Origin of the sequence: Croceicoccus ponticola, assembly GCF_004004515.1 — a bacterium.
Classification (GTDB): Bacteria; Pseudomonadota; Alphaproteobacteria; order Sphingomonadales; family Sphingomonadaceae; genus Croceicoccus; species Croceicoccus ponticola.
In genome coordinates this window covers 1,024,677-1,047,088 of sequence record NZ_RXOL01000001.1, presented here as the reverse complement: position 1 = coordinate 1,047,088, position 22,412 = coordinate 1,024,677, and the positions used below count along the sequence as shown (strand labels likewise).

Below are 22,412 nucleotides of genomic sequence, written 5' to 3'. Positions count from 1 at the left end.
GCTGGTACGCGCGCTTGTTTGCGGCTCACTCGATATCCTTTATCGGCGTCGGGCGGGGGCGCGCCCCACGCGACTCGGGTATGGTTCGAAGATAGGTCGCCGCCGCGCGCTGACAAGACGGCGAACGCCGCTATGCACGGATGGCGCGTCGGACGGTTACTTCGCCACGGCGTGGGCGCAGGGTTTCGTGTCGGTATAACACTGATTTCCGCCTATTACCGTGTCTCCATCGCTCAACAGCAATTCGCCATCGGGGCCGCGCGAAATGGCTGGGGAAGCGGCGAAAAATTCCTTCAGCGCGTTCGTCGCGGTAGGCCGATGGGTATCGCACGCGCGCATTGCGACATGCGCCGTTTTCATCCGGCCTTGCGAAACGGAAACCTTGCCGGTGATCGCACCGGGGCAATCGACCCAAACGGCAAAAGTGCCCTTTTCAAACGACAGGATCGGCGGACGCGCGCCGCCGTCTTCGGTCAGCAACCGAAAAGGCGCCCGGTCGATGGCCGGGGCGGCGCTTTCCCGAGGCGAACCGTCGATTTGGGACAAGGTCAGCCGATGGGCGGCAGTGGCAAGCATGATCTTACCCTCGGCATTCTGGGCGATCATCGGCTGGCCTGCCAACACCGAGGCAATCACCCCATCCGGCATCGGCGCGCAGCGCGTCGTAGTGGCGGTCAGCGGTCCGGTCGCAAAGGTGCCGCCTCTTTGCACGTAAAGCCCCCGATGGGCGTTGCAGCCGTTCCAGCTGAGCGTGGATGTCCCGAACTGGACGGTCACCGGATCGTCCCACATCTCGTTCATCGGCTTGCCGTCGATCCGCACGACTAGCCAGCTCGTCATCGCCATATCGAACGTGATGGGCGCGAAGCCGTAGTCGAGCTGCTTCGTACCCTCCGTCCGCGCGCCCGGAAAATTTGATGCCGATGGCGCGGGGGCGGGGGTTGGCGAGGCGGCAACCGGATCTGCATCGGCCTTTGCCGCAGGCGGCGCATCGCAGCCGGCCAGCGCGAAACAGGCGCCAAGGGCAAGTAGGTTCGGGCGGACTGACCAAGGGAACATGGCGGCAGTTATTCCGCCCATGCCACTTTGAAGCAAGGTCGGCTGGCGTCCGCGATCAAACTTCAAACCGGGCCGACGACGCGAGCCGAAAGCGAATTCGGGCCGGCTTCGACCAGTTCGACCGTCAGCAGGTCTCCCACCTTGCAATCGCCGACAAAGTGCGCCGACTGAAGCCAAGGCGTCTTGCCGAGCCATTGTCCGTTGCGTCGGCCGGTGCGTTCGACGAGCACGTCGCAGACACGTCCGACGCTGGCCGCGTTAAAGGCCAACTGACCGCGCGTGATCGTCGATTGCAGCCGCTGCAGACGTTCGTCCATCACATCGGCCGCCACCTGCCCATCCATCGTCGCGGCTGGCGTGCCGGGCCGGGGCGAATATTTGAAGCTGTAGGCGGCGGAGTAGCGGATTTCCTCGACGAGGCGGAGCGTAGCTTCGAAATCGGCATCGCTTTCGCCCGGAAATCCGACGATGAAGTCGCCGCTGATCGCAATATCGGGCCGCACCGCCCGCACGCGTTCAATCAGGCGCGAATAGCTGTCGACGCTGTGGCTGCGATTCATCGCGGCCAGTATCCGGTCGCTCCCCGCCTGAACCGGAAGGTGGAGGTAGGGCATCAGCTTGTCGATTTCGCCATGAGCGTCGATCAGTGCGTCGCTCATGTCGTTGGGATGGCTGGTGGTATAACGGATGCGGGCGAGGTCGTGCAGCTTCGCCAGTTCGCGGATCAAACCGTCGAGGCCGACGGCGCGCCCGCGATCGTCATCCCCGTCCCAGGCATTGACGTTCTGGCCCAATAGCGTGATTTCGCGCGCACCTTGATCGACCAGCCGCTTTGCTTCTTCCACCAAGTCGGCGAACGGTCGTGAGATTTCGGCCCCGCGAGTATAGGGAACGACGCAATAGGTGCAGAATTTGTCGCACCCTTCCTGCACAGTCAGGAACGCGCTCGGCGCGCGTTTGCGGCGGGCGGGCAGGGCGGCGAATTTCGCTTCTGCCGGCATGTCGGTGTCGGTCACGCGCTCGCCGGCACTGGCCTTCTCGATCATTTGCGGCAGGCGGTGATAAGCCTGAGGACCGACGACCATGCGCACGTCCTTGGCGCGCTTCATGATTTCGTCGCCTTCGGCCTGAGCGACGCAGCCGGCAACGGCGATCATGGGCGCGCTGCCATCGTCGCGGCGCAGTCGTCCGATTTCGGAATACACCTTTTCCACTGCCCTTTCGCGTATGTGGCAGGTGTTCAACACGACAAGATCGGCATCCTCGCCGTCGGCAGCGGCCTCCATCCCTTGCGCGCCGAGCAATTCCGCCATGCGTTCGCCGTCATAGACGTTCATCTGGCAGCCGAAATTCTTGACGCGGAAGCTTTTGGGAGTGGGAATTGTGGTCATGGCCGGGCCCTTACGCGCTTTCGCCACACAATAGAAGATCGGCCGCGCCAGGATCAGGCGGTGCGCGCCATGCCCGCGATAGCGATTACCCGGCAATCGCCCGCGTCAGCGCGTGCTGTGCGGCCCGCGCAATGTGTTTGCGTCCCGCAAGGTCGGTCCCGGCCAAAGGCTCCAGGAAGCGGACGGTCACCGGCAAAGCGCGTGGACGGCCAAGCAACCTGAAGAAATTTTCCAAGCCAGGCTCGTCACCCACCCATGCGATTTCGCGTGCCGCAGTGCCGTAGTCGACAAGTACGGGTTGCACATTCACATGTTCCGGCGTGGGTTCGATGGCCGATAACAAAGAACTTTTCAGCGGCAGCAGCGCGCTGCCGTCGCCGGTCGTTCCTTCAGGGAACAGGACCAGCATGTGCATCGTGTCCAGCGCCTCGCGCACTTGCGAAACCTGATGCGCGACGGTGGCGCGACGGGTGCGGGCGATGAAGACGGTATCGTTCATCTCGCACAGCCATTTCAGGAACTTGCTGTCGGCCAGCCCGTCATGTGCGACGAATGCCGCCCCGGTTGTGGCGGCCAGAACCGGAATGTCGAGCCAGCTGACATGGTTGGCAAGCAGGATGGCGCGGGGCCGGGCCAACTTTCCGGCCGTGTCGATACGGACACCGGCAATGAGAGCAATGCCGCCCAGAAAAACTGGCGGCACGATCCGGCGTCGCAAAATGCCATAGATGACGAGGTGGGCCGGAATGCAGACCAGCAACCATGCCGCCATCGCGGCCAGCCTTATGCCGATCCGCAAGCGGCGCATCATAAGGTCAGTCTCGGTCCAGCTTAACGCCGTAAAGTTCCATCCGGTGGTCGACCAGTCGAAAGCCCAGCCGTTCCGCGATCTGGCGTTGTAGCGCTTCGAGTTCGGGATCGACGAATTCGACGACTTTACCGGTTTCGACGTCGATCAGGTGATCGTGATGCGCCTCCGGCGATGCTTCGTACCGGGCGCGGCCATCGCCGAAATCGTGGCGGTCGAGGATGCCTGCTTCCTCGAACAGGCGAACGGTGCGGTAGACCGTGGCGATCGAGATGCGTGGATCTATCGCGGAAGCGCGTTCGTGCAGGCGTTCGACGTCGGGGTGATCCTCGCTATCGGAAAGTACGCGCGCGATGATCCGGCGCTGCTCCGTAATACGCAGGCCGCGCTCGGCGCAGATGGCTTCGATATCGATACGATTGGGCACGGTTTGCAAAAAACCTTCGGGTCACGGGCGGATGCCTTGAGCGGAACGATCATAGATCGCCCGCCACATTGTGCAACCGCCCGTGACCCGAATTCAGGCCATTGGGTCGGGGATCAGGACTTCTTTGCAGGCCTGCGGCTACCGGGTTTGCGACCCAGGCCGATCTTCTTTGCCAATTCGCGACGCTTTTCCGCATAATTGGGGGCGACCATCGGATAGTCGGCAGGCAGATTCCAGCGCTGACGATATTCATCCGGAGTCATGTTGTAGTGCGTCATCAGGTGGCGCTTCAGCATTTTCAGCTTCTTGCCATCTTCGAGACATACGATGTAGTCGGGTTTGATCGACGAACGCACCGAAACTGCGGGTTCTGGCGGTGCCTCGGGCTCGCCGGTCTGGGTGCCGAGACCGGCGAGAGCGTTGAAGATGTTGCTGATCAAAGCCGGCACTTCATCGACGGAAACCGGATTATTGCTCACATGAGCCGCGACGATGTCGGACGTCAGCGTAATCAGGGTTTCCTTGATGTCCATTTCGGACTGTTCCATTGCCAAATACCTCGTCTTGATGGCCAAGGTCGCTTTTCGCCGGGGGAGCGATTGGGGGATAATTGAGCGAACACTTGGCTATCTCGCCGTATAGAGGCTCTTGCTAGTCGCAACAACCACTTCTTTTTCGCAGTAACTGACGAGAAATTAATAACTTTTTTTTGAAATTTAAGCAAAAGACAAACTTGTTTGATTTTACCTCGCGGCATTTACGAAATAGGGACCGAAAGCGTTTTTGCATCGCGCATGTTGCCATCGGCTCCGCGATAGTAACTTTTGCGCAGGCCGACGGTTTCGAACCCGAAGTTCTCGTAGAAATAACCAGCTTCGTTATCGGCGCGCATCTCTAGAAAAACTCTTCTCGTGCCCCGCTCTGCCGCACTCGCGAAAAGGTGCCGCATAAGCTGCGATGCCAGACCGTTGCGCCGATACTCGGGATTTACCGCGATCAACAGCAATTCTTCCTCGTCGATTACCTGCCGAACAAGATAAAAACCTGCGGTCCGCACAGATGGGGACGGCGGACCAACGACACCAGCGCTGTCGATAATCGCAAAACGCGTCCCCGGCACTATCATCGACGATGTCAGTTGTTGCTCGTTCCACGCTTCGCCGTATTTCGGGTCGAAGGCGGCGAGCATCACGTCCATCATGCCGCGAATCTCGGCGCGAGTGGCCATCATGACGCTCGCTTCGTTGGCAGCTTGGCGTCGGGGCCGCGGCCGTAGAGAGGGCGCAAATCAGTGAGCAGCGCGGCTTCCGCCAGAGACCCGAATTGGCGCGCGTCGGGCGATAGGGGGGCTGCCGTGCCACGCCCGCGACTTGCCACCAACGCCTCCGCCTGACTGCCGACGATCAGGTCCGCGCGGACAAGTCCGGCGGCGTCTTGTGGGGTGAGCGACTTTACCGGCGCGAGGCTCGCCCCATCGGCTCCGAATTCTTCGACGAACCATTCACCGTGGCCGCCGGTGTTGGCAACGGCGAGTTCGCGCTTGCCGTGCAATTTCTGTCCCTGCGCGGCAAGGAGCGCGAGCGTGGGATAGCCGACGAGTTCGCAATTCCATGCGACCGCAAGCGCCTTTGCCGCCGCAAGCCCGACGCGAATGCCAGTAAAACTGCCCGGGCCAAGCGCGACCGCGATACGGTTTGCCATGCCCCGTCCGGGCAGTTCGGCGATCATCGGGATCAGACGTTCGGCATGGCCGCGACCAAGGCGAACCCACTCTCCCGCCAACAGTTCGTCATCCTGAAACAGCGCGACCGAACAGGCGTCGGTCGCGCTATCAATGACAAGCGTGCGGTTCATCGTGACGGAATGCTGCGACCGATCAGGCCGCGCGCACCTCGTTCACTTCGGGGACGTAATGCTTGAGCAGCCCCTCGATCCCTTGCTTCAGCGTTGCCGAAGAGGATGGGCAGCCGGCACAGGCGCCCTGCATCGTCAGGAAAACGACCCCTTCGCGGAACCCGCGATAAATGATGTCGCCACCGTCGCCGGCAACAGCGGGGCGAACCCGCGTTTCGATGAGTTCGCGGATTTGCGCTATGACGTCGGCATCGGCCGGATCGTCGGTGAATTCGTCATCGTCGTCCGGGACCGCGATACCGGCAGCATCGCCCCCCGTGAACAGCGGGGATTCGGTCACGAAATGGTCGAGCAGCACGGCAACGACCTGCGGTTTCAACTGCGACCAGTCGGTACCCGGCGCGGCGCTGACAGAGATGAAGTCGCCGCCAAAGAATACGCCGGTGACGTCTCCAACCGAAAAAAGTGCCGAGGCGAGCGGCGAAATCTCCGCCGCTTCGGGATCGGTGAATTCGCGCGTGCCGGATGTCATGACCTGCCGTCCGGGCAGGAACTTGAGCGTGGCAGGATTGGGCGTGGTTTCGGTTTCAATGAACATGGCTGCCGATTTAGGCCCCTTGGCGCGCCGTTCAAGCGGTCATTTCGCAAACTGACCGGGCAAGCGTCGTGGACGAGGCTATCGCGAAGCGGATTGACGCTTGGGAATTAGCGTAAGCGGCGGGTTTGATGGCGTGTTCACTGGCGCTTCACCCATCGCGGCCATATATGCCGCACATGACTGTCCTGAACCGCGTTGCGCCCGCTGGCGCGCTGATCATCGCTGCTCTTGCCGCAACGGTTTTCGCCTTGCCCGTTTTCGCCCCGCCCGCTTTCGCGCAGCCGGCCCCCACCGCCGAAGCAGTGCGCGAATGGCCCAAGGTGCAGCTGGATCGGCCATGGATCTATCGCGGCAGCGACATTCCGCCCGATCCCGAATGGCAGTTCGGCGAATTGTCCAACGGTATCCGCTATGCCGTGCGTTTCAACGAAGTGCCGCAGGATCAGTTGTCGATCCGCGTCAGGGTCGATGCCGGATCGTTGAATGAGACCGATAGCGAGCGCGGCTTTGCGCATTTGATCGAGCATCTGACATTTCGCGAATCAAAGTATCTCAAGCCCGGGGAGACGATCCCGCGATGGCAGGAACTGGGCGCGACGTTCGGGTCGGACACAAATGCCGAAACGACGCCGACCCACACGGTTTACAAGCTCGACGTGCCCGACATGAACCCGACAAAGCTCGAGGAAACCTTCAAGCTGCTGTCAGGCATGGTCGCGGCACCGACATTGTCCGAAGCGGGCGTGCGCGCCGAAGTGCCCATCGTCTTAGCCGAAATGCGCGAAGTCGGCGGTGCCGGCAAGCGTGTCGGCGATGCGACGCGCGAGACGTATTTTGCAGGCATGCGGCTGGCGGACCGGTCGCCCATCGGCACCGTCGCGACGCTGGAGGGCGCAACGCAAGCGAGCGTGCGCGCATTCCACAAGCGTTGGTATCGGCCTGACAATACCGTCATTTCCGTCGCGGGCGACGCCGATCCGGCGGTCATGATCCAGATGCTGGAAAAACATTTCGGCAGCTGGAAAGTACAGGGCAAAGCTGAACCCTCGCCAGATTATGGCGACCCCGTGGCCGGCCCCAATGCCCAACAGGCCGCAGGCGCGCTGGCGCCGGTGGACAGGCTGAACGTGCTGGTCGAGCCCGATCTGCCGACCAACATCAGCTATGTCGTCATGCGACCGTGGGAAAAGGTGGCCGACACCATCGTTTACAATCAGGGTCGGCTGACTGATCAGCTGGCGATGGCGATCGTAAACCGACGGCTCGAAGGGCGGGCGCGGGCAGGCGGCAGCTACCTTGCCGCGCAAGTCGGGCAGGACAGCGTCAGCCGGTCTGCCGAAATGACGTTCGTTTCGATCCGTCCTTTGGACGGTGACTGGCGCGCCGCGTTGGACGACGTTCGCGCGGTCATCGCCGATGCGCTGGCCACGCCGCCGAGCGAGGCCGAGATCGCGCGCGAGTTTTCGGAATTCGAAAACGCGTTCTCGATCGGCGTCGAAACGCAAGCGGTGCAGCAGGCGTCGGACTTGTCGAACAACATCGTCGAAGCGGTCGACATCCGTGAAACCGTCGCCGCGCCGGATACCGTGCTGACCGTTCTGCACGGGCTGAAGGGCAAGGTAACGCCCGACGTGATTCAGAAGCGTACGCGCGAGCTGTTCACCGGTTCGGTCCTGCGCGGCATACTTAACGTCCCAAAGGCGAGCGACGGGGACGTCGCGGCATTCCGCGCCGCGATGCTGGCCCCGGTCGAGGCCGACGGTTCGGCGCGGGTGGAGGAAAAGCAGATCGCCTTTGCCGACCTGCCTTCTCTGGGCACGCCGGGGACAGTCGTGTCCGCCGAACCGTCAGGAATTCTGGAAATCGACACCCTGACCCTGTCCAACGGTGTGAAGGCGCTAGTCTGGGCCAGCGATGCCGAACCCGGCCGCGTGTCGGTTCGCGTGCGTTTCGGCAACGGATATGGTGCGTTCAAGGCAGGCGATGCACCCTATATCGAGCTGGGCGAATTCGCGCTGATGGGGGCGGGCATCGGGCCGTTGACGCAAAACGATCTCGACCAACTGGCCACTGGCCGCAAGCTCGGTCTCGATTTCGGGATCGAGGATAGCACCTTCGTGTTCGGCGCCGAGACGCGCGCGGCGGACCTTGCCGACCAGCTTTACCTGTTCGCCGCCAAGCTTGCGACGCCGCGTTGGGACGAAAGCCCGCTGCAACGCACGAAGGCCGCGATGGCATCGGGCTACGACAGTTTCGGCACCAACCCTCAAGGCGTGTTCGAACGCGATTTGGATTACCTGCTGCGCGGCAAGGACCCGCGTTTCGGGACGTCGACACCGGCGATGCTGGCAAAAGCCGACATGGCCGGTTTCCGCCGGGTCTGGGAGCCGATCCTGGCCAGCGGTCCGATTCAGGTCGAGATTTTCGGCGACTTCGACCGGGCAGAGGGCATCGCCGCGCTCAACCGCACGTTCGGCGCCTTGCCGCCGCGCGAAGCTGCGCCGTTGCAGCCTGACCTGTCGAAGATTCCGGCCCCTTCGGACAAGCCTGTCGTGCTGACTCATCGCGGCGACGCGAACCAGGCCGCCGCTGTGATCGGCTGGCCGACGAGCGCGGGCCGCGACCGAATCCAGATTTCGCGCCAGCTGTCGATTTTGACGGAGGTATTCAACAACCGGCTGTTCGATGCGATGCGCGAACGGCTGGGAGCAAGCTATGCCCCAAACGTCGGGTCGCGCTGGCCGCTCGACCGGCGGAGCGGCGGCATGATACTCGCCCACGCGCAATTGCAGCCCAAGGACGTGCCCGCATTCTATGAAGAGGCGCGCAAGATCGCGGCGGCTCTCGTTGCCGCGCCGCCCACGGCAGAGGAACTGACCCGCGTAACCGAGCCTTTGCGCCAGATGATAAGTCGCGCGTCGAGCGGAAACGGTTTCTGGCTGCGCGAGCTTGCCGGCAGCGCGCGCGATCCCCAACGATTGAAGGACGTGCGCACGATCCTCAATGACTATTCGGATACGACACCCGAAGCGATGCAGATCCTCGCCAAGGCGTTCCTCGACAATTCGCGGGCGTTCGAGATCGCGGTCGTGCCCGAAGGCATGGAGGGTACCGTCGCCCGATAAGCGCTTTTGCCGATTGTCGTGATCGCATTGTTTACGGCTGAAACCTTTGCAATGCGCGGTTCTTGGTCGTATTGGCCACCCATTCCGACATTTCGGACGATATCGAACGCCGCCTTTCGGGACGGCGGCGCGGAACCACCCCGATAGAATTCACGCGGAGCAGGTAAATTGGCGAGCAACTGGAGCCCGGACAGCTGGAAGTCCTTCGAAGGAAGGCATCTGCCGGAATATGCGGACAAATCGGTTCTGGCCGATGTCGAGCAGCGCCTGTCGACTTACCCGCCGCTCGTCTTTGCCGGTGAAGCGCGCGCGTTGAAGCATGATCTTGGCGAAGTCGCCAACGGTCGCGGTTTCCTGTTGCAGGGCGGCGATTGCGCGGAAAGCTTCGCCGAATTCCATCCCGATAATATCCGCGACACGTTCCGCGTCCTGTTGCAGATGGCGGTCGTCCTGACCTTTGCCAGCAAGCAGCCGGTCGTAAAGGTGGGTCGCGTCGCCGGCCAGTTCGCAAAGCCGCGTTCGGCTGCGACCGAAAAGCAGGGCGATGTCGAGATGTCGAGCTACTTCGGCGACATCATCAACGACATCCAGTTCGAGGCCGAAGGCCGCAAGCCCGATCCTGAGCGGATGGTCCGCGCCTATGGCCAATCCGCAGCAACGATGAACCTGCTGCGCGCTTTCGCGAACGGCGGTTACGCCAACTTGCGGCAGGTGCATCAGTGGACGCTCGACCATATCGACCGCAGCCCGTGGGGCGAACGCTTTTCACAGACCGCCGACCGGATCGGCGAAGCGATGGATTTCATGGAAGCCTGCGGCGTCGACCCGCGCACTGTGCCTCAGCTGCAGGGCACCAGCTTCTACACCAGCCACGAAGCGCTGCTGCTGCCTTACGAACAGGCAATGACCCGTCGCGATTCCCTGACCGGCGACTGGTACGATACCAGCGCTCACATGCTGTGGATCGGCGACCGCACCCGTTTCGACGGTTCGGCCCATGTCGAATACCTGCGCGGTGTCGGCAATCCGATCGGCATGAAATGCGGGCCGAGCCTCGATCCCGATGCGTTGCTCAAGATGCTGGACACTTTGAACCCATCGCGCGAAGCCGGGCGCATGACGCTCATCAGCCGGTTTGGTTATGAAAATGTCGAAGCTGGGTTGGCCCCGCTTGTTCGCGCCGTGAAGCGCGAAGGACACCCCGTCGTCTGGTCCTGCGACCCGATGCACGGAAACGTGATCAAGGCGGAATCGGGGCTGAAAACCCGTCCGTTCGATCGCATACTGTCTGAGGTGAAGGGCTTTTTCGCCGTCCACCGCGCCGAAGGTACGCACGCCGGCGGCATCCATATCGAGATGACCGGACAGGACGTGACCGAGTGCACCGGCGGTGCAGTCGCCATCACGGACGAAGGCCTTGCAGACCGTTATCGCACCCATTGCGATCCGCGCCTGAACGGCGCGCAGTCGATCGAGCTGGCGTTCCTTCTGGCCGAAGAACTCAACGCCGAAGCCGCGGTTCGCAAGGCGGAAGCAGCTTGAATCAGTGTACCATGCTGCGGGGTTAATTTTTCCCGCATCGCAACTGTAACGCTCTTCGTGCATTATACCGGGCATGGAGCATGCCCACCGCCCGTTCGACGGTGCCGACTATACCCTGGCGGAACGCTTTCGCCATGCCCGCGCGCTGAGCGAGGCGCTAGCCGCGCACCTGTCTGACGCCGACGCGACGATCCAGTCGATGGAGGATGCGAGTCCCACCAAGTGGCATCTCGCCCACACGACATGGTTCTGGGAGACATTCTTGCTGCGGGATCGATCGAACGATTTCCGCTTGCACGACGAGCGCTTTCCGTTCCTGTTCAATTCCTATTACGAAGCAGAGGGCCAGCGCATCGGTCGCTTTTCGCGCGGCATGCTGTCGCGCCCGACGCTCGAAGAAGTCATTTCTTATCGCCATGCGATCGATCAGGCGATGGAGGTGCTGCTCGATCGCGAGGATTGCTCCGAACTGATCTCCCTTGGCATCGCGCATGAACAGCAGCATCAAGAACTGCTCCTGACCGATATCAAGCACGCGTTGTTCCAAAACCCGCTGGGCCCGGGGATGTTCGACCATGCTGCACATGCTTCTCAGGACACTGCAACAGGTTGGCTCGAACATCCCGGCGGCATCGCGATGATCGGTCATAACGGCGCGCCATTCGCGTTCGACAACGAAGGCCCGCGCCATCGTGTTCTGCTCGAACCGTTTGCCCTGTCGCGCAGCCTCGTCAGCAATGGCGAATGGGCCGAATTCATCGCTGACGGGGGTTATCGTACACCGTCGCTCTGGCTATCCGATGGATGGGCCTGGGTGCAGGCCGAAGGCATTGTAGCGCCGCTATATTGGCATGATGACGATCAGTTCACCCATGCCGGTTGGGAGTCGCGCGTTCCGCATGCTCCGGTCACGCACATTTCTTATTACGAGGCGGATGCTTTTGCTGCTTGGGCGGGCCATCGCCTGCCGACCGAGTTCGAATGGGAAGCATTGGCGTCGCAGGCAGATCCGTCTGGGGGTGACCAGCTGGACCAAGCTGCGGCGATCATGCCGCGTGCGACGACTTCGCTGTTCGGTTCGGGCTGGCAATGGACGCGAAGCGCATATCTTCCCTATCCACGCTTCAAGCCCGTCGCCGGCGCGGTGGGCGAATACAACGGCAAGTTCATGTCGGGCCAGTTCGTGCTGAAAGGCGCATCCTGCGCCACTGCGCGCGGTCATTCACGCGCCAGTTACCGCAATTTCTTTCACCCGCATCAGCGCTGGCAGTTCACTGCCCTGCGCCTTGCCAAAGACACCTAGGCCAAGGATCGCCCATGCCCGTTACCGAAGCCATGAGGATCGTCGACGAAGACGACAGCGGGATCGACCGCGCATTTCGCACTGACGTGCTTTTGGGGCTGTCGCAGCGCCAAAAGGCCATTCCGGCGCGATGGTTTTATGACGAGCGTGGATCGGAGCTTTTCGAAGATATCACGAAACTCGATGAATATTATCCCACCCGTGCCGAAACCGAAATTCTGAAGGCCAATGGGCCGGAATTTGCGGACGCTGTCGGCAAAGGTGCAGCAGTCGTCGAATTCGGCTCCGGCAGTTCGGCAAAAACGCCGCTTTTGCTTCAGGCTATCGCGCCTGCCGCCTATGTTCCGATCGACATTTCCGGCGATTTCCTGCGCGCATCGGCCGAACAGCTTTCTGCCAAGTTTCCCGGATTGCCGGTCTGTCCCGTGGAAGCAGATTTTACCAAGCGTGTGGCGATGCCCGACGCGATCGACGGACTGCCGCGGCTCGGTTTCTTTCCCGGCTCGACCATCGGCAACCTCGTGCCCCGAACCGCGGTCGATCTTTTGCGCGAAATGCGTGAAACGCTGTGCGATGGTCGCGATCGGGCTGCAAAACTGCTGATCGGCATGGATCGGGTGAAGGACACAGCCGTGCTTCAGTCTGCCTATGACGATGCGCAGGGTGTTACGGCGGCTTTCAACCTGAACCTGTTGCACAGGATCAATCGCGAACTGGCAGGCACGATTCCTGTCGACTATTTTGCGCACCGGGCCCTGTGGAACGATGGGATCGCACGGATCGAAATGCATCTGGAGGCGCAGCGCGACATGTCCTTCACCGTGTGCGACAAACGCTTCGACATGGCGCGCGGCGAGACCATCCACACCGAGAACAGCCACAAATATACCCGGCGCAGCGCCAATGCGTTGTTGCTGGCGGGTGGTTGGACGCCGACGCATCATTGGCGTGACGCGCACGATCGTTTCATGTTGATCCTCGCCGACGCAAGTGAGTTTCGCATGGCGCCGTGATGGGCGCAATATTGACCGGTTTGCATGTGCGAGCCCTTGCGATCCGGGCTCACCGGCGCTAACGGCACCGCTCCCCTAGCGGACCCGCGATCCTGCGGTTGTTTCCGCGTGAACACATGCAGCGAGTTATCGAAATGGGTTACCGGATAGTCGTCGTCGGTGCGACCGGGAATGTCGGTCGCGAAATGCTCGCCATCCTGGCAGAGCGCGCGTTCCCGATTGACGAGATCGCGGCTGTTGCCAGCTCGCGCTCGCACGGGACCGAGGTCGAGCTTGGCGACACTGGCAAGATGCTCAAATGCAAGAACATCGAGCATTTCGATTTCACCGGTTGGGACATCGCCCTTTTCGCGGCCGGATCGGGACCGACTGCGGAATATGCGCCAAAGGCGGCGGCAGCTGGCTGCGTGGTGATCGACAATTCGTCGCTTTATCGCATGGACCCCGACGTTCCGCTGATCGTGCCAGAGGTGAATCCCGAGGCTATCGACGGGTACAAGAAGAAAAACATCATCGCGAACCCCAACTGCTCGACCGCGCAGATGGTCGTCGCGCTCAAGCCGTTGCATGACGCGGCGAGGATCAAGCGCGTGGTCGTGTCGACGTACCAGTCGGTTTCCGGCGCGGGCAAGGCCGGCATGGACGAACTTTTCGAACAGTCCCGCGCGATTTTCGTCGGCGATCAGGTCGAGCCGCGCAAGTTCACCAAGCAGATTGCCTTCAACGTCATCCCGCACATCGACGTGTTTCTCGACGACGGTTCCACCAAGGAAGAGTGGAAGATGGTCGCCGAGACCAAGAAGATCCTCGACCCGAAAATCAAGGTTCACGCCACTTGCGTGCGCGTACCCGTGTTCGTGGGCCATTCGGAATCGCTGAACATCGAATTCGAGAACGAGCTTTCGGCCGAACAGGCGCAGGACATCCTGCGCGAATCACCGGGTATCATGCTCATCGACAAGCGTGAGGACGGCGGATATATCACGCCGGTCGAATGCGTCGGCGATTACGCTACCTACATCAGCCGCGTGCGCGACGATTCCACGGTCGACAACGGCATCGCGCTGTGGTGCGTCAGCGACAACCTGCGCAAGGGCGCGGCGCTGAACGCGGTGCAGATCGCGGAATTGCTGGGCCGCCGCCACCTCAAGAAGGGCTGATGACAGCGCCGCTAATGACCTACGTCACGGCTGCGGACGGCACCAGGCTGGCCGTCCACCGCCTTGGCGCGGGCAAGCCGATCGTGCTGCTCCATGGGCTGTTTTCCAGTGCCGAGGTCAACTGGATCAAGTTCGGTACGGCGCAGAAGCTTGCTGATGCGGGGTTCGACGTCATCATGCCCGACCTGCGGGCCCATGGCATGTCCGATGCCCCGCACGACTCCTATGGCGCTGGCGTGCTCGTCAGCGATCTCGAAGATGTGCTCGCCCATTTCGGACTCCGACAGTTCGACCTTGCGGGTTTTTCGCTTGGTGCGCGCACGGCGTTGAATGCGGTGTTGGCAGGCGTCACGCCCGAACGGCTTGCGCTCGTCGGGATGGGTTGGGAAGGGCTCGTCGATTGGGACAAGCGCATCGCTTTTTTCATCGACGCTATCGACCGCTACGACGACATCCGCATGGGCGACCCGGCATTCTTTGCCAAATCGTTCATGAAAACCCAGAAGGTCGACCGTGTCGCGATGCGCGCGCTGCTCTTGTCGATGACCGGAACCGATCTATCCAACCTCGACGCAGTGAGGATGCCGACGCGGGTCATCAACGGCGACAAGGATCATGACAACGGCTCTGCCCAAACGCTGGTCCAAAAGCTGCCCAATGCGACTTTCGCCGAAATACCGGGCACCCACATGAGCTGCGTTTCCGAACCGGCACTGGGCGATGAACTGGTCCGCTTCTTCGCGGGCTGATCAGCGCGTCATCGGAACGGGGGTTCATTGAACGCGCGCAGCTTGCGGCTGTGCAACCGGTCGCCCTCTGCCTTCAGCCTTTCGCAGGCACGGATGCCGATCTGCAAGTGACTGGCGATGGCTTCTTCGTAGAAGCGATTGGCCTGTCCTGGCAGTTTGAGTTCGCCGTGAATCGGCTTGTCCGAAACGCACAGCAGCGTTCCATATGGTACGCGGAAGCGATAGCCCTGCGCCGCGATCGTCGCGCTTTCCATATCGATGCCGACCGCGCGCGACAGCGACAGGCGATGCCCCGTCTTTGTCACGCGCAATTCCCAGTTGCGGTCGTCTGTCGTGACGACGGTGCCCGTACGCATTCTCATTTTCAGATGCGCACCCGCCGTGCCGCTGATTTCTTCGGCCGCGCCAGCCAGCGCCTGCTGCACTTCGGCAATGGCGGGAAGCGGGATTTCGGGTGGAAGAACCGCGTCCAATACGTGATCGTCGCGCAAATAGGCGTGGGCGAGGACGTAATCGCCGATCTTCTGGCTGGGTCTCAGACCACCGCAGTGGCCAATCATCAGCCATGCTTCGGGGCGCAGAACGGCGAGATGATCGGTGATCGTCTTCGCATTCGATGGCCCCACCCCGATGTTGACGAGCGTGATCCCTCCCCGGTCGGGCGCGACGAGGTGGTAGGCTGGCATCTGGTGTCGCCGCCACGCGGTGTCGGATAGTCGCGCGCGGGCGTTGGGCGTATGTTCCGTCACCATCAGGCCGCCCGCGCCGGCCAGCGCGGTGTATTCGCCTTTGCCCAGGTTCGCTCCCGCCCAGTCCACGAATTCGTCGACATAGCGGTGATAGTTCGTGAACAGGATGAAACGCTGGAAATGTTCGGGGTTGGTGCCGGTATAGTGTTCCAGCCGGGCCAGGCTGAAATCGGTGCGCAAAGCATCGAACAGCGACAAGGGCATCGGATCGGTAGGTTCGAAGGCGTCGATGCCGTCGGCCAGTTCGTCGCCGATCAGCGACAGTTCGGTTGCGGGAAAATGCCGCGCCAGCTCCAGCGGGCTTACCCCTGCGAGCACCGCGCCCGCTTCACCATCGACGACGTAGGGAAACGGGATTTCCTGCCGCGAACGACCGACCTCGATCTCGACGTTGTAGTCGGCGATAAGAAGCGAGAGCTGCTCTTCGAGATAGGTCGCGAAAAGGCGAGGGCGGGTAACCGTGGTCGCATATGTGCCGGGCCGGGTGAGGCGACCGAATGCGCGGCTTACCGGGGCCGGGGCGTCGGTTTCGCGAAATTTCAGCCGCAGTTCGGGATAGGCATAGGTGCCGTCAGCCCGGCGCGATGCCGGCGGGCGGCTGTTGCCGGTGGCGAAGGCGAGCAGATCGCTGCGCAGGGCGTTGCGCGCTTCATCATAGATGCGCGTGATCTGGGCCATGATTTCAGAGGTGTTTTTCATGACGGAAAGTTAGCGCCGCGTGCATGACAATACAAAGGCGCGTTGCCGATACGTGTGTGGAAATCGGAAATCGTCGGGCCGCCAGCTTGACAGGAGCGGCCGCCGTTCGGACAGTCACCCCATGCCAATCGTCGTAGACAAGGAACGGCGCCGTGCCGAGGTCGAGGCTGTCGCATTCGATCTGGTGGCTGAGCGCGGGATCGAGGCGGTCACGACACGCGAGGTCGCGGCAGCCTGCGATTGCAGCACGTCGATCGTTTCGCACTATTTCGCCAACAAGAACGAACTCTTGTTCAACGTGTATCAGCTGGCCAACCGGCGCGCGCGCGAAAGGCTGATGGCCGCTGTCGTTGCGCAAGCGCCTCTGTTCGACTGTTTCGCCGAAATCTTGCCGACAAGCGCGGATGCGCGCCGCAATTGGCAGGTGTGGATCGCGTTCTGGGCGCGAGCTCATCTCAGCCCCGAATATCTTGAGGAGCGTCGCCGAGCAGCGGAAGAAAGCCTCGCTCTCTATCGCGACATCATCGCGCCGCGTTATGCCGTGCCGGTCGATGCCGATCTGCTGACTTTTCGGGCTCGCTGCCTGATCGCCGCGGTGGCGGGCATCGCACTTGAGGCCGTCTTTGCACCCGACGATTGGACCGTGCCTAGGATGAGAGAGGTTCTGGAGGCGCAATTTCTTGCCATCGGACTTCCTGAGGCCGCCTGAACCGGCGCGCTGCGACCACCGGCTTCAGCACCGGCACCTGTTTAATCTGACAGTCGATATACAAAAATGCGGTGCTAGCCTCTGCTACGATGAAAGGGCCCCGGCCGAGTGGCCCCAACGCGATGGAGAGCAAGTCATGATTCGCCATGTTGTGATGATCAAGTTCAAGGACGACGCACCGCAGGACAAGATCGACATCTTCCTTGAGGAAGTGAAGAAGCTCCCGCATCTCAATAAGGAAATTCGCGACTACAGCCACGGCTTGTGTGTTCGCGAGCCGCGTTATCATTCGGGCGATTTCGATTTCGCCAATTGCTGCGACATCGACACCTACGAAGCGATGGACCGCTATATGTCGCACTGGGCGCATTTGCGGATGACGCCGTTCCTGCCCGACATTCTGGAAAACATGATCTCGTTCGATTGGGTGATCGATTACGAAGGTCCGGCTTTCGACGAGGAAGCGGCGAGGGAAGAGGCCGTCAAGGAAAAGGCTCGCGTCATCAAGCTGCACGACGACGCAGCCAAGGCCTACGTCCCCGAAATCCGCGGTCAGACCCGCGAACGGGCCAAGGAAATGCTGGAGACGGTCGGCCTGAAGCTGTCGTCGGACGAAGACGAGATCATGGGTTCGGTCTGGGCACCCAACCGCATCATGTTCCAGACACCGGAACCCGAAGCCGAAGTCGCCAAGGGGACAGAAGTCAGGATCGGCATCACCGGCGACTGGCTGACTGGCCCCGCCACGCCGGGAGGTGACGGACCAGCTTGGTGACGGCCGGCCTGGTGAGCTCCGGATTGGCTACGATTCCCGAGCGGGGAGCGATGCGATGAGCCAGATGCGTGACGCCTATGGCGACGTGGCCGAAAAGCTGCTCGATTTTGTGGAAGGCCGCACGACCGACCAGACCGGCGCGACGATGGATGTGCCGATCGAGGCCTATCTCGACCCGGCGCGCTGGCAGCGGGAGATCGACCTGATCTTTCGCCGCCTGCCGCTGATGATGGCGTTCTCCATCGAGTTGCCGAAGAACGGCGATTACAAGGCGATGGAGCCGATGGGCATCCCGGTGCTCATTACGCGCGACGGGCAGGGCCGGGCGCGGGCATTCCTCAACGTGTGCCGCCACCGCGCGATGAAGCTGACGGAAGAGGGCAAGGGCAACTGTTCACGGTTTTCCTGCCCCTATCATGGCTGGACTTATGCCAATGACGGGCGCCTCATCGGGGTGACCGAGGCGTCGACGTTCGGCGACGTGGACAAGGCGGCGATGTCGTTGACCGAACTGCCGTGCGAGGAAGTGGCGGGGATGATCTTCGCGATCCTCACGCCGGGCCTCGCCATCGATGTTCCGGCCTTCCTCGGCGGTATGCTGGACGATCTGGCCGCACTGAAGCTGGAAAACTGGTACTACCACAAGTCCCGCAAGATGGAGGGTGCGAACTGGAAAGTCGCCTATGACGGCTATCTCGAAGGCTATCATTTTCAGGCCGCGCATCCCGAAACTGTGATGCCGCGCACGCCATCCAATCGCGCGTTCTATGAAGCGTTCGGCCCGCACATCCGGTTGAGCTATCCGCAGCACCGCATCGTCGAGCTAAAGGATCTGCCGCGTAATGAATGGGGTGAGCGGGAGAACCTGAACTACGACTTCATCCGCATGCTCTTTCCCAATTTCGCGCTCTTCCTCGCGCCCGAAATGTGCCAGGTCGCGCAGCTCTGGCCCGGTGACGCGCCGGGCCGGAACGTGACTGTGATGAACTACATCTTTCCCAACGCGCCGCAGTCCGACGAAGATCTCGCCCGGCTCGACGAAATGAGCGACTTCTTCTTCGACGTGGTCGAGAAAGAGGATTATCTCATGGGGATGCGTGTGCAGCAGGGGCTTGAGGCAATGGGCACCGGGCACATCACATTCGGGTGCAACGAGCTCGGCAACCAGTATTTTCACAAGTGGGTCGATTATTATCTCGCGCAAGGCGAGCTGCCCGAACCGACCCTGCGACAAGATTGAAGAGAGGATACAACATGATTGTCATCGCCGGACACATCAAGACCGACCCTACAAAGGTCGAGGATCTGCACAAGGCGCTGAGCGCGCTGAAAGGGCCTACGCTGCAGGAAGAAGGCTGCATCGATTACCACTTTGCCATCGACGATCCCGCTGCCGGCACCATTCTGGTCTACGAACGCTGGGCCAGCCAGGACGCGTTGACCGCGCACCTGTCGGCTCCTCACGTCGGCACGTTGCTGGGCGACTGGGGCGACAAGGTGGAGATGGACGTAACCAAGTTCGACGCGGTCAATCCGCGCGGGCTGATGGACTGATCCAAATCGGCCACCTGCATCATCGCATCGGAGAGAGTTCATGAAGAATCGGCGAATCATTCTTGAATCGCGACCGACCAGCGTGCCGACGCACGACAACTTCCGGATCGAGGAAGTGGAAATCCCGGAGCTGGAGGAAGGGCAGGTCCTGCTCGAAAATCGTGTATTCGCAATCGACCCGGCGGTGCGCGGCATGCTCGACGATGTGAAAAGCTACCTTCCGCCCGTGCCGATCGGCGGATTGATCCCGACCATGGTGTTGGGCCGCGTCATGCAATCGCGCAATCCCGATTTCAAGGAAGGCGACTATGGCCGCGCCTTCATCGGTTGGGAAACCCACTCGGTCATCGCACCAGGATCGGTCGGGTTCGAAAACGTGCGCATCGCCGAAGACCTGCCGTTGACAGCATATATGGGCGCATGCGGATGGTCGGGGATCACCGCTTATGTCGGGCTCAAGAAATATGGCGAAATGCGCGAAGGCGATGAAGTCCTCATCAGCGCGGCAGCCGGCGCTGTGGGTTCCGTGGCGGGGCAAGTCGCGAAGCTATCGGGTTGTCGCGTCGTCGGTACGGTCGGGTCGGCCGACAAGGCGAGAGCGATTACCGAGGAACTGGGTTTTGACGGTGCGATTGACTACCGCCACTGCGAAGACCTTGGCGCCGAAATGGACAAGCATTTCCCCGAAGGCATCGACCTCTATTTCGAAAATGTCGGCGGCGCGACGCTCGATGCCGTGTTGCCGCGAATGAAGGCTTTCGGTCGGATCCCGGTCTGCGGCATGATCGCGAACTACAATAACCAGACTGAGCCTTACCCGATCCGCAACATGTGGCAGGTTTTGGTCAATCGCATAACCATGCGCGGTTTCCTCGCTTACGAGGCGGCGGACATGCTGCATGAAGCCGAAGACGCGCTGGCCGATTGGGTGCGCCACGGCAAACTGATCGCGACCGAGAATGTCGCGACCGGTCTCGACGCAACGCCCGATGCCTTTATCCGGCTGATGAGCGGGCAGACGCAAGGCAAGACTTTGGTGCGGCTCGACGAGAGCGTGTCGACACTGGCGGACTGGCAGGCGCGGGAATGAACAGGGGTTCGGTGGAAGAATTACGCGGTCGGGTACGGCTGCAGGACATGGTCGCTGCTTATTCGGGCATCAACGACTGGCTTGACCTCCACCTGTTCGACACCCTGTTCTGGCCGGAAGCGCAGTTCGATTACGGGATGTTCAAGGGCGACCTGACCGAGACCAAAGTGTTCGTTCGCGATCTGGAATCGGGATATCTTCGAAGGCTCCACCTTAGCGGTATACCCGTTATCACCATCGCCGGAGATGAAGCGCGCATCGATGCGGGATCGATCATCAAATGCCGAACGGCGGAGCCGGCGCCGGGCGTGGATGAGACCTTCTGGGGCCGCTACCTTTTTTCGGCGGAGCGTCGGAATGGCGAGTGGCGCTTTTCCAAGCTGACTTATGTGCTCAATCTTTACGAACGGGCAGAGCGTCGCGACGATGACGCGGCGATGCCGGTCAATTTCGGCGACGGACTGGACGCCGCTCACCCGTTCCGGTCGCTGGCCCGAATCTGAAAACCTGCTGCCACACTGACGGCGGACGACAAAAAAGGGCGCGGCGGGATTTCCCTGCCGCGCCCTTTTCTATTGGTCGCTCGATAAGCTTGAGTCGGCTCAGGCCTCCTCTTCGCCCTCGTCTTCAGCGTCGTCTTCCATGGCGATTTCGCCAGGTTCCGCATTCGGATTGAACGCTTCGGTGAAGCCGCCCTGATTCTGCGATTCTTCTTCGAACATCGCGGAAAGGACGTCGACGCCCTCGGTCTGCAATGCGGCTTCGTCGTCCGAACGGGCGACGTTGGCCTTTACGGTAACGCGCACTTCGGGGTGCAGGGCGATGATCACGTCAAACATGCCGATGGTCTTGATGGGCGAGCCCAGGATGACCTGCTTCTTGTCGACTTCAAAGCCCTTTTCGGCGAGCGCCATGGTCACGTCGCGGACGCTGACCGAGCCGTAAAGCTGGCCGGCGTTCGACGATGCGCGGATCAGGACGATCTCTGTGCCGTCGAGCTTTTCGCCGGCCTTCGCGGCTTCGGAGCGACGCTCGGAGTTTTCCTGTTCCAGGCGTTCGCGGTTGGCCTCGAAGACCTTCTTGTTGGCTGCATTGGCGCGCAGGGCCTTCTTCTCGGGAAGAAGGAAGTTGCGGGCGTAGCCGTCCTTCACGGTGACGACGTCACCGATCGAGCCGAGCTTCTCGATACGTTCGAGCAGAATGATGTTCATGATATCCGCTCCTTACTTCACGATGTAGGGCAGGAGGCCGATCTGGCGCGCGCGCTTGATCGCCTTCGACAGCTCGCGCTGCTTCTTGGCGGAAACGGCGGTGATCCGGCTCGGCACGATCTTGCCACGTTCGGACATGAAGCCCTGCAGCAGACGTACGTCCTTGTAGTCGATCGCGGGCGCGTTCTTCGCAGAGAAAGGGCACGACTTGCGGCGGCGGAAAAACGGGCGGGCCATCAGCGCTGCTCCCTCCGACCGCGGCGTTCGCGGTCCTGCTTGCGCATCATGACCGACGGGCCTTCTTCAAGCTCGTCGACGCGGACGGTCATGTAACGGATGACGTCTTCGTTGATGCGGGTCTGGCGTTCGAGTTCCGCGACGACGCCGGCGGGGGCATCGATGTTCAGCATCACGAAGTGTGCCTTGCGGTTGCGTTCAATCTTGTAGGCGAGGTTCTTGAGGCCCCAGGCCTCCAACTTCACGACCTTGCCTTCGTTCGCCTCGATAATTTCGGTGGCGGTGCTCGCAAGCGCATCGACCTGAGCCTGGCTCAGGTCCTGGCGCGCCAGGAACACATGCTCATAAAGCGGCATGCA

General features: G+C 61.5%; 24 protein-coding genes. 12 read left to right on the top strand and 12 right to left on the bottom strand.

What is annotated here, in order from left to right; translation table 11 throughout:
• Positions 1-156: 156 nt before the first annotated feature.
• From EKN06_RS04990 to EKN06_RS04955, 8 genes are all read right to left on the bottom strand, one after another.
• Positions 157-1,059, bottom strand: coding sequence for an META domain-containing protein (locus EKN06_RS04990; protein ID WP_127611713.1), 903 nt, complete (start codon positions 1,057-1,059; stop codon positions 157-159).
• 62 nt (positions 1,060-1,121) lie between these two features.
• Positions 1,122-2,450 carry a tRNA (N6-isopentenyl adenosine(37)-C2)-methylthiotransferase MiaB gene (gene miaB / locus EKN06_RS04985; RefSeq protein WP_127611712.1) on the bottom strand — a complete coding sequence of 443 codons (1,329 nt, stop codon included), beginning with the start codon at positions 2,448-2,450 and terminating at the stop codon, positions 1,122-1,124.
• Positions 2,451-2,535: 85 nt separating this feature from the next.
• Positions 2,536-3,261: a lysophospholipid acyltransferase family protein gene (locus EKN06_RS04980; protein WP_127611711.1), complete on the bottom strand. Its 726-nt coding sequence runs from the start codon at positions 3,259-3,261 to the stop codon at positions 2,536-2,538.
• A gap of 4 nt (positions 3,262-3,265) precedes the next feature.
• Entirely contained in the window at positions 3,266-3,685 is a 420-nt protein-coding gene (locus EKN06_RS04975; RefSeq protein ID WP_127611710.1) for a Fur family transcriptional regulator, read from the bottom strand.
• A 113-nt stretch (positions 3,686-3,798) separates the two neighbouring features.
• Positions 3,799-4,233, bottom strand: coding sequence for a Ros/MucR family transcriptional regulator (locus EKN06_RS04970; RefSeq protein ID WP_127612003.1), 435 nt, complete (start codon positions 4,231-4,233; stop codon positions 3,799-3,801).
• 209 nt (positions 4,234-4,442) lie between these two features.
• A complete protein-coding gene (locus tag EKN06_RS04965; protein WP_164843931.1) occupies positions 4,443-4,886 on the bottom strand; it encodes a GNAT family N-acetyltransferase in 444 nt (147 codons plus the stop codon).
• Between the two features lie 26 nt (positions 4,887-4,912).
• Entirely contained in the window at positions 4,913-5,539 is a 627-nt protein-coding gene (gene tsaB / locus EKN06_RS04960) for a tRNA (adenosine(37)-N6)-threonylcarbamoyltransferase complex dimerization subunit type 1 TsaB (RefSeq protein WP_127611708.1), read from the bottom strand.
• Between the two features lie 22 nt (positions 5,540-5,561).
• Positions 5,562-6,137 (bottom strand): NifU family protein, encoded by a 576-nt coding sequence (locus EKN06_RS04955; RefSeq protein WP_127611707.1) that lies wholly within the window; start codon positions 6,135-6,137, stop codon positions 5,562-5,564.
• Between the two features lie 176 nt (positions 6,138-6,313).
• Between EKN06_RS04955 and EKN06_RS04950 the strand changes: the two genes are divergently transcribed.
• The 6 genes from EKN06_RS04950 (at position 6,314) to EKN06_RS04925 (ending at position 15,029) form a co-directional block, all read left to right on the top strand.
• Entirely contained in the window at positions 6,314-9,262 is a 2,949-nt protein-coding gene (locus EKN06_RS04950) for a M16 family metallopeptidase (protein WP_127611706.1), read from the top strand.
• Between the two features lie 168 nt (positions 9,263-9,430).
• On the top strand, positions 9,431-10,804 hold the full coding sequence (locus EKN06_RS04945) for a class II 3-deoxy-7-phosphoheptulonate synthase (protein WP_127611705.1): 1,374 nt from the start codon (positions 9,431-9,433) through the stop codon (positions 10,802-10,804).
• A gap of 73 nt (positions 10,805-10,877) precedes the next feature.
• Positions 10,878-12,107: an ergothioneine biosynthesis protein EgtB gene (gene egtB, locus EKN06_RS04940; RefSeq protein ID WP_127611704.1), complete on the top strand. Its 1,230-nt coding sequence runs from the start codon at positions 10,878-10,880 to the stop codon at positions 12,105-12,107.
• A gap of 14 nt (positions 12,108-12,121) precedes the next feature.
• Positions 12,122-13,120: an L-histidine N(alpha)-methyltransferase gene (gene egtD, locus EKN06_RS04935; RefSeq protein WP_127611703.1), complete on the top strand. Its 999-nt coding sequence runs from the start codon at positions 12,122-12,124 to the stop codon at positions 13,118-13,120.
• A gap of 134 nt (positions 13,121-13,254) precedes the next feature.
• Positions 13,255-14,280 carry an aspartate-semialdehyde dehydrogenase gene (locus EKN06_RS04930; RefSeq protein WP_127611702.1) on the top strand — a complete coding sequence of 342 codons (1,026 nt, stop codon included), beginning with the start codon at positions 13,255-13,257 and terminating at the stop codon, positions 14,278-14,280.
• On the top strand, positions 14,280-15,029 hold the full coding sequence (locus EKN06_RS04925; protein ID WP_127611701.1) for an alpha/beta fold hydrolase: 750 nt from the start codon (positions 14,280-14,282) through the stop codon (positions 15,027-15,029). Before EKN06_RS04930 ends, EKN06_RS04925 begins: the two co-directional genes overlap by 1 nt.
• Positions 15,030-15,037: 8 nt before the next feature.
• On the opposite strand, the gene EKN06_RS04920 is transcribed toward EKN06_RS04925, so the two are convergent.
• Positions 15,038-16,477: an AMP nucleosidase gene (locus EKN06_RS04920; RefSeq protein WP_127611700.1), complete on the bottom strand. Its 1,440-nt coding sequence runs from the start codon at positions 16,475-16,477 to the stop codon at positions 15,038-15,040.
• 121 nt (positions 16,478-16,598) lie between these two features.
• On the opposite strand from EKN06_RS04920, the gene EKN06_RS04915 reads away from it, so the two are divergent.
• From EKN06_RS04915 to EKN06_RS04890, 6 genes are all read left to right on the top strand, one after another.
• On the top strand, positions 16,599-17,186 hold the full coding sequence (locus tag EKN06_RS04915) for a TetR/AcrR family transcriptional regulator (protein ID WP_127611699.1): 588 nt from the start codon (positions 16,599-16,601) through the stop codon (positions 17,184-17,186).
• A gap of 136 nt (positions 17,187-17,322) precedes the next feature.
• Entirely contained in the window at positions 17,323-17,961 is a 639-nt protein-coding gene (locus EKN06_RS04910; RefSeq protein ID WP_127611698.1) for a Dabb family protein, read from the top strand.
• Between the two features lie 55 nt (positions 17,962-18,016).
• Positions 18,017-19,201, top strand: a complete 1,185-nt coding sequence (locus EKN06_RS04905; RefSeq protein ID WP_127611697.1) for an aromatic ring-hydroxylating oxygenase subunit alpha — start codon at positions 18,017-18,019, stop codon at positions 19,199-19,201.
• 14 nt (positions 19,202-19,215) lie between these two features.
• Positions 19,216-19,515, top strand: coding sequence for a putative quinol monooxygenase (locus tag EKN06_RS04900; protein ID WP_127611696.1), 300 nt, complete (start codon positions 19,216-19,218; stop codon positions 19,513-19,515).
• Positions 19,516-19,555: 40 nt separating this feature from the next.
• On the top strand, positions 19,556-20,605 hold the full coding sequence (locus EKN06_RS04895; RefSeq protein ID WP_127611695.1) for an NADP-dependent oxidoreductase: 1,050 nt from the start codon (positions 19,556-19,558) through the stop codon (positions 20,603-20,605).
• Positions 20,602-21,108: a nuclear transport factor 2 family protein gene (locus tag EKN06_RS04890; RefSeq protein ID WP_127611694.1), complete on the top strand. Its 507-nt coding sequence runs from the start codon at positions 20,602-20,604 to the stop codon at positions 21,106-21,108. The genes EKN06_RS04895 and EKN06_RS04890 overlap by 4 nt, the downstream gene beginning before the upstream one ends.
• Before the next feature lie 99 nt (positions 21,109-21,207).
• Here EKN06_RS04890 and rplI read toward each other — a convergent pair whose 3' ends face one another.
• From rplI to rpsF, 3 genes are read right to left on the bottom strand one after another with little or no spacing between them, the layout of a single operon-like run.
• Positions 21,208-21,816 (bottom strand): 50S ribosomal protein L9, encoded by a 609-nt coding sequence (gene rplI / locus EKN06_RS04885; RefSeq protein ID WP_127611693.1) that lies wholly within the window; start codon positions 21,814-21,816, stop codon positions 21,208-21,210.
• A 12-nt stretch (positions 21,817-21,828) separates the two neighbouring features.
• Positions 21,829-22,053: a 30S ribosomal protein S18 gene (gene rpsR / locus EKN06_RS04880; RefSeq protein WP_066554477.1), complete on the bottom strand. Its 225-nt coding sequence runs from the start codon at positions 22,051-22,053 to the stop codon at positions 21,829-21,831.
• Positions 22,053-22,409 carry a 30S ribosomal protein S6 gene (rpsF, locus tag EKN06_RS04875; protein ID WP_127611692.1) on the bottom strand — a complete coding sequence of 119 codons (357 nt, stop codon included), beginning with the start codon at positions 22,407-22,409 and terminating at the stop codon, positions 22,053-22,055. The genes rpsR and rpsF overlap by 1 nt, the downstream gene beginning before the upstream one ends.
• Positions 22,410-22,412: the final 3 nt, after the last annotated feature.

Bases quoted from the DNA above. Each gene is read 5' to 3' on its own strand.
- EKN06_RS04990 (WP_127611713.1), bottom strand. From the start codon at position 1,059: ATGTTCCCTTGGTCAGTCCGCCCGAACCTACTTGCCCTTGGCGCCTGT.
- miaB (WP_127611712.1), bottom strand. From the start codon at position 2,450: ATGACCACAATTCCCACTCCCAAAAGCTTCCGCGTCAAGAATTTCGGC.
- EKN06_RS04980 (WP_127611711.1), bottom strand. From the start codon at position 3,261: ATGATGCGCCGCTTGCGGATCGGCATAAGGCTGGCCGCGATGGCGGCA.
- EKN06_RS04970 (WP_127612003.1), bottom strand. From the start codon at position 4,233: ATGGAACAGTCCGAAATGGACATCAAGGAAACCCTGATTACGCTGACG.
- EKN06_RS04965 (WP_164843931.1), bottom strand. From the start codon at position 4,886: ATGATGGACGTGATGCTCGCCGCCTTCGACCCGAAATACGGCGAAGCG.
- tsaB (WP_127611708.1), bottom strand. From the start codon at position 5,539: ATGAACCGCACGCTTGTCATTGATAGCGCGACCGACGCCTGTTCGGTC.
- EKN06_RS04955 (WP_127611707.1), bottom strand. From the start codon at position 6,137: ATGTTCATTGAAACCGAAACCACGCCCAATCCTGCCACGCTCAAGTTC.
- EKN06_RS04950 (WP_127611706.1), top strand. From the start codon at position 6,314: ATGACTGTCCTGAACCGCGTTGCGCCCGCTGGCGCGCTGATCATCGCT.
- egtB (WP_127611704.1), top strand. From the start codon at position 10,878: ATGGAGCATGCCCACCGCCCGTTCGACGGTGCCGACTATACCCTGGCG.
- egtD (WP_127611703.1), top strand. From the start codon at position 12,122: ATGCCCGTTACCGAAGCCATGAGGATCGTCGACGAAGACGACAGCGGG.
- EKN06_RS04930 (WP_127611702.1), top strand. From the start codon at position 13,255: ATGGGTTACCGGATAGTCGTCGTCGGTGCGACCGGGAATGTCGGTCGC.
- EKN06_RS04925 (WP_127611701.1), top strand. From the start codon at position 14,280: ATGACAGCGCCGCTAATGACCTACGTCACGGCTGCGGACGGCACCAGG.
- EKN06_RS04920 (WP_127611700.1), bottom strand. From the start codon at position 16,477: ATGAAAAACACCTCTGAAATCATGGCCCAGATCACGCGCATCTATGAT.
- EKN06_RS04915 (WP_127611699.1), top strand. From the start codon at position 16,599: ATGCCAATCGTCGTAGACAAGGAACGGCGCCGTGCCGAGGTCGAGGCT.
- EKN06_RS04910 (WP_127611698.1), top strand. From the start codon at position 17,323: ATGATTCGCCATGTTGTGATGATCAAGTTCAAGGACGACGCACCGCAG.
- EKN06_RS04905 (WP_127611697.1), top strand. From the start codon at position 18,017: ATGAGCCAGATGCGTGACGCCTATGGCGACGTGGCCGAAAAGCTGCTC.
- EKN06_RS04900 (WP_127611696.1), top strand. From the start codon at position 19,216: ATGATTGTCATCGCCGGACACATCAAGACCGACCCTACAAAGGTCGAG.
- EKN06_RS04895 (WP_127611695.1), top strand. From the start codon at position 19,556: ATGAAGAATCGGCGAATCATTCTTGAATCGCGACCGACCAGCGTGCCG.
- EKN06_RS04890 (WP_127611694.1), top strand. From the start codon at position 20,602: ATGAACAGGGGTTCGGTGGAAGAATTACGCGGTCGGGTACGGCTGCAG.
- rplI (WP_127611693.1), bottom strand. From the start codon at position 21,816: ATGAACATCATTCTGCTCGAACGTATCGAGAAGCTCGGCTCGATCGGT.
- rpsR (WP_066554477.1), bottom strand. From the start codon at position 22,053: ATGGCCCGCCCGTTTTTCCGCCGCCGCAAGTCGTGCCCTTTCTCTGCG.
- rpsF (WP_127611692.1), bottom strand. From the start codon at position 22,409: ATGCCGCTTTATGAGCATGTGTTCCTGGCGCGCCAGGACCTGAGCCAG.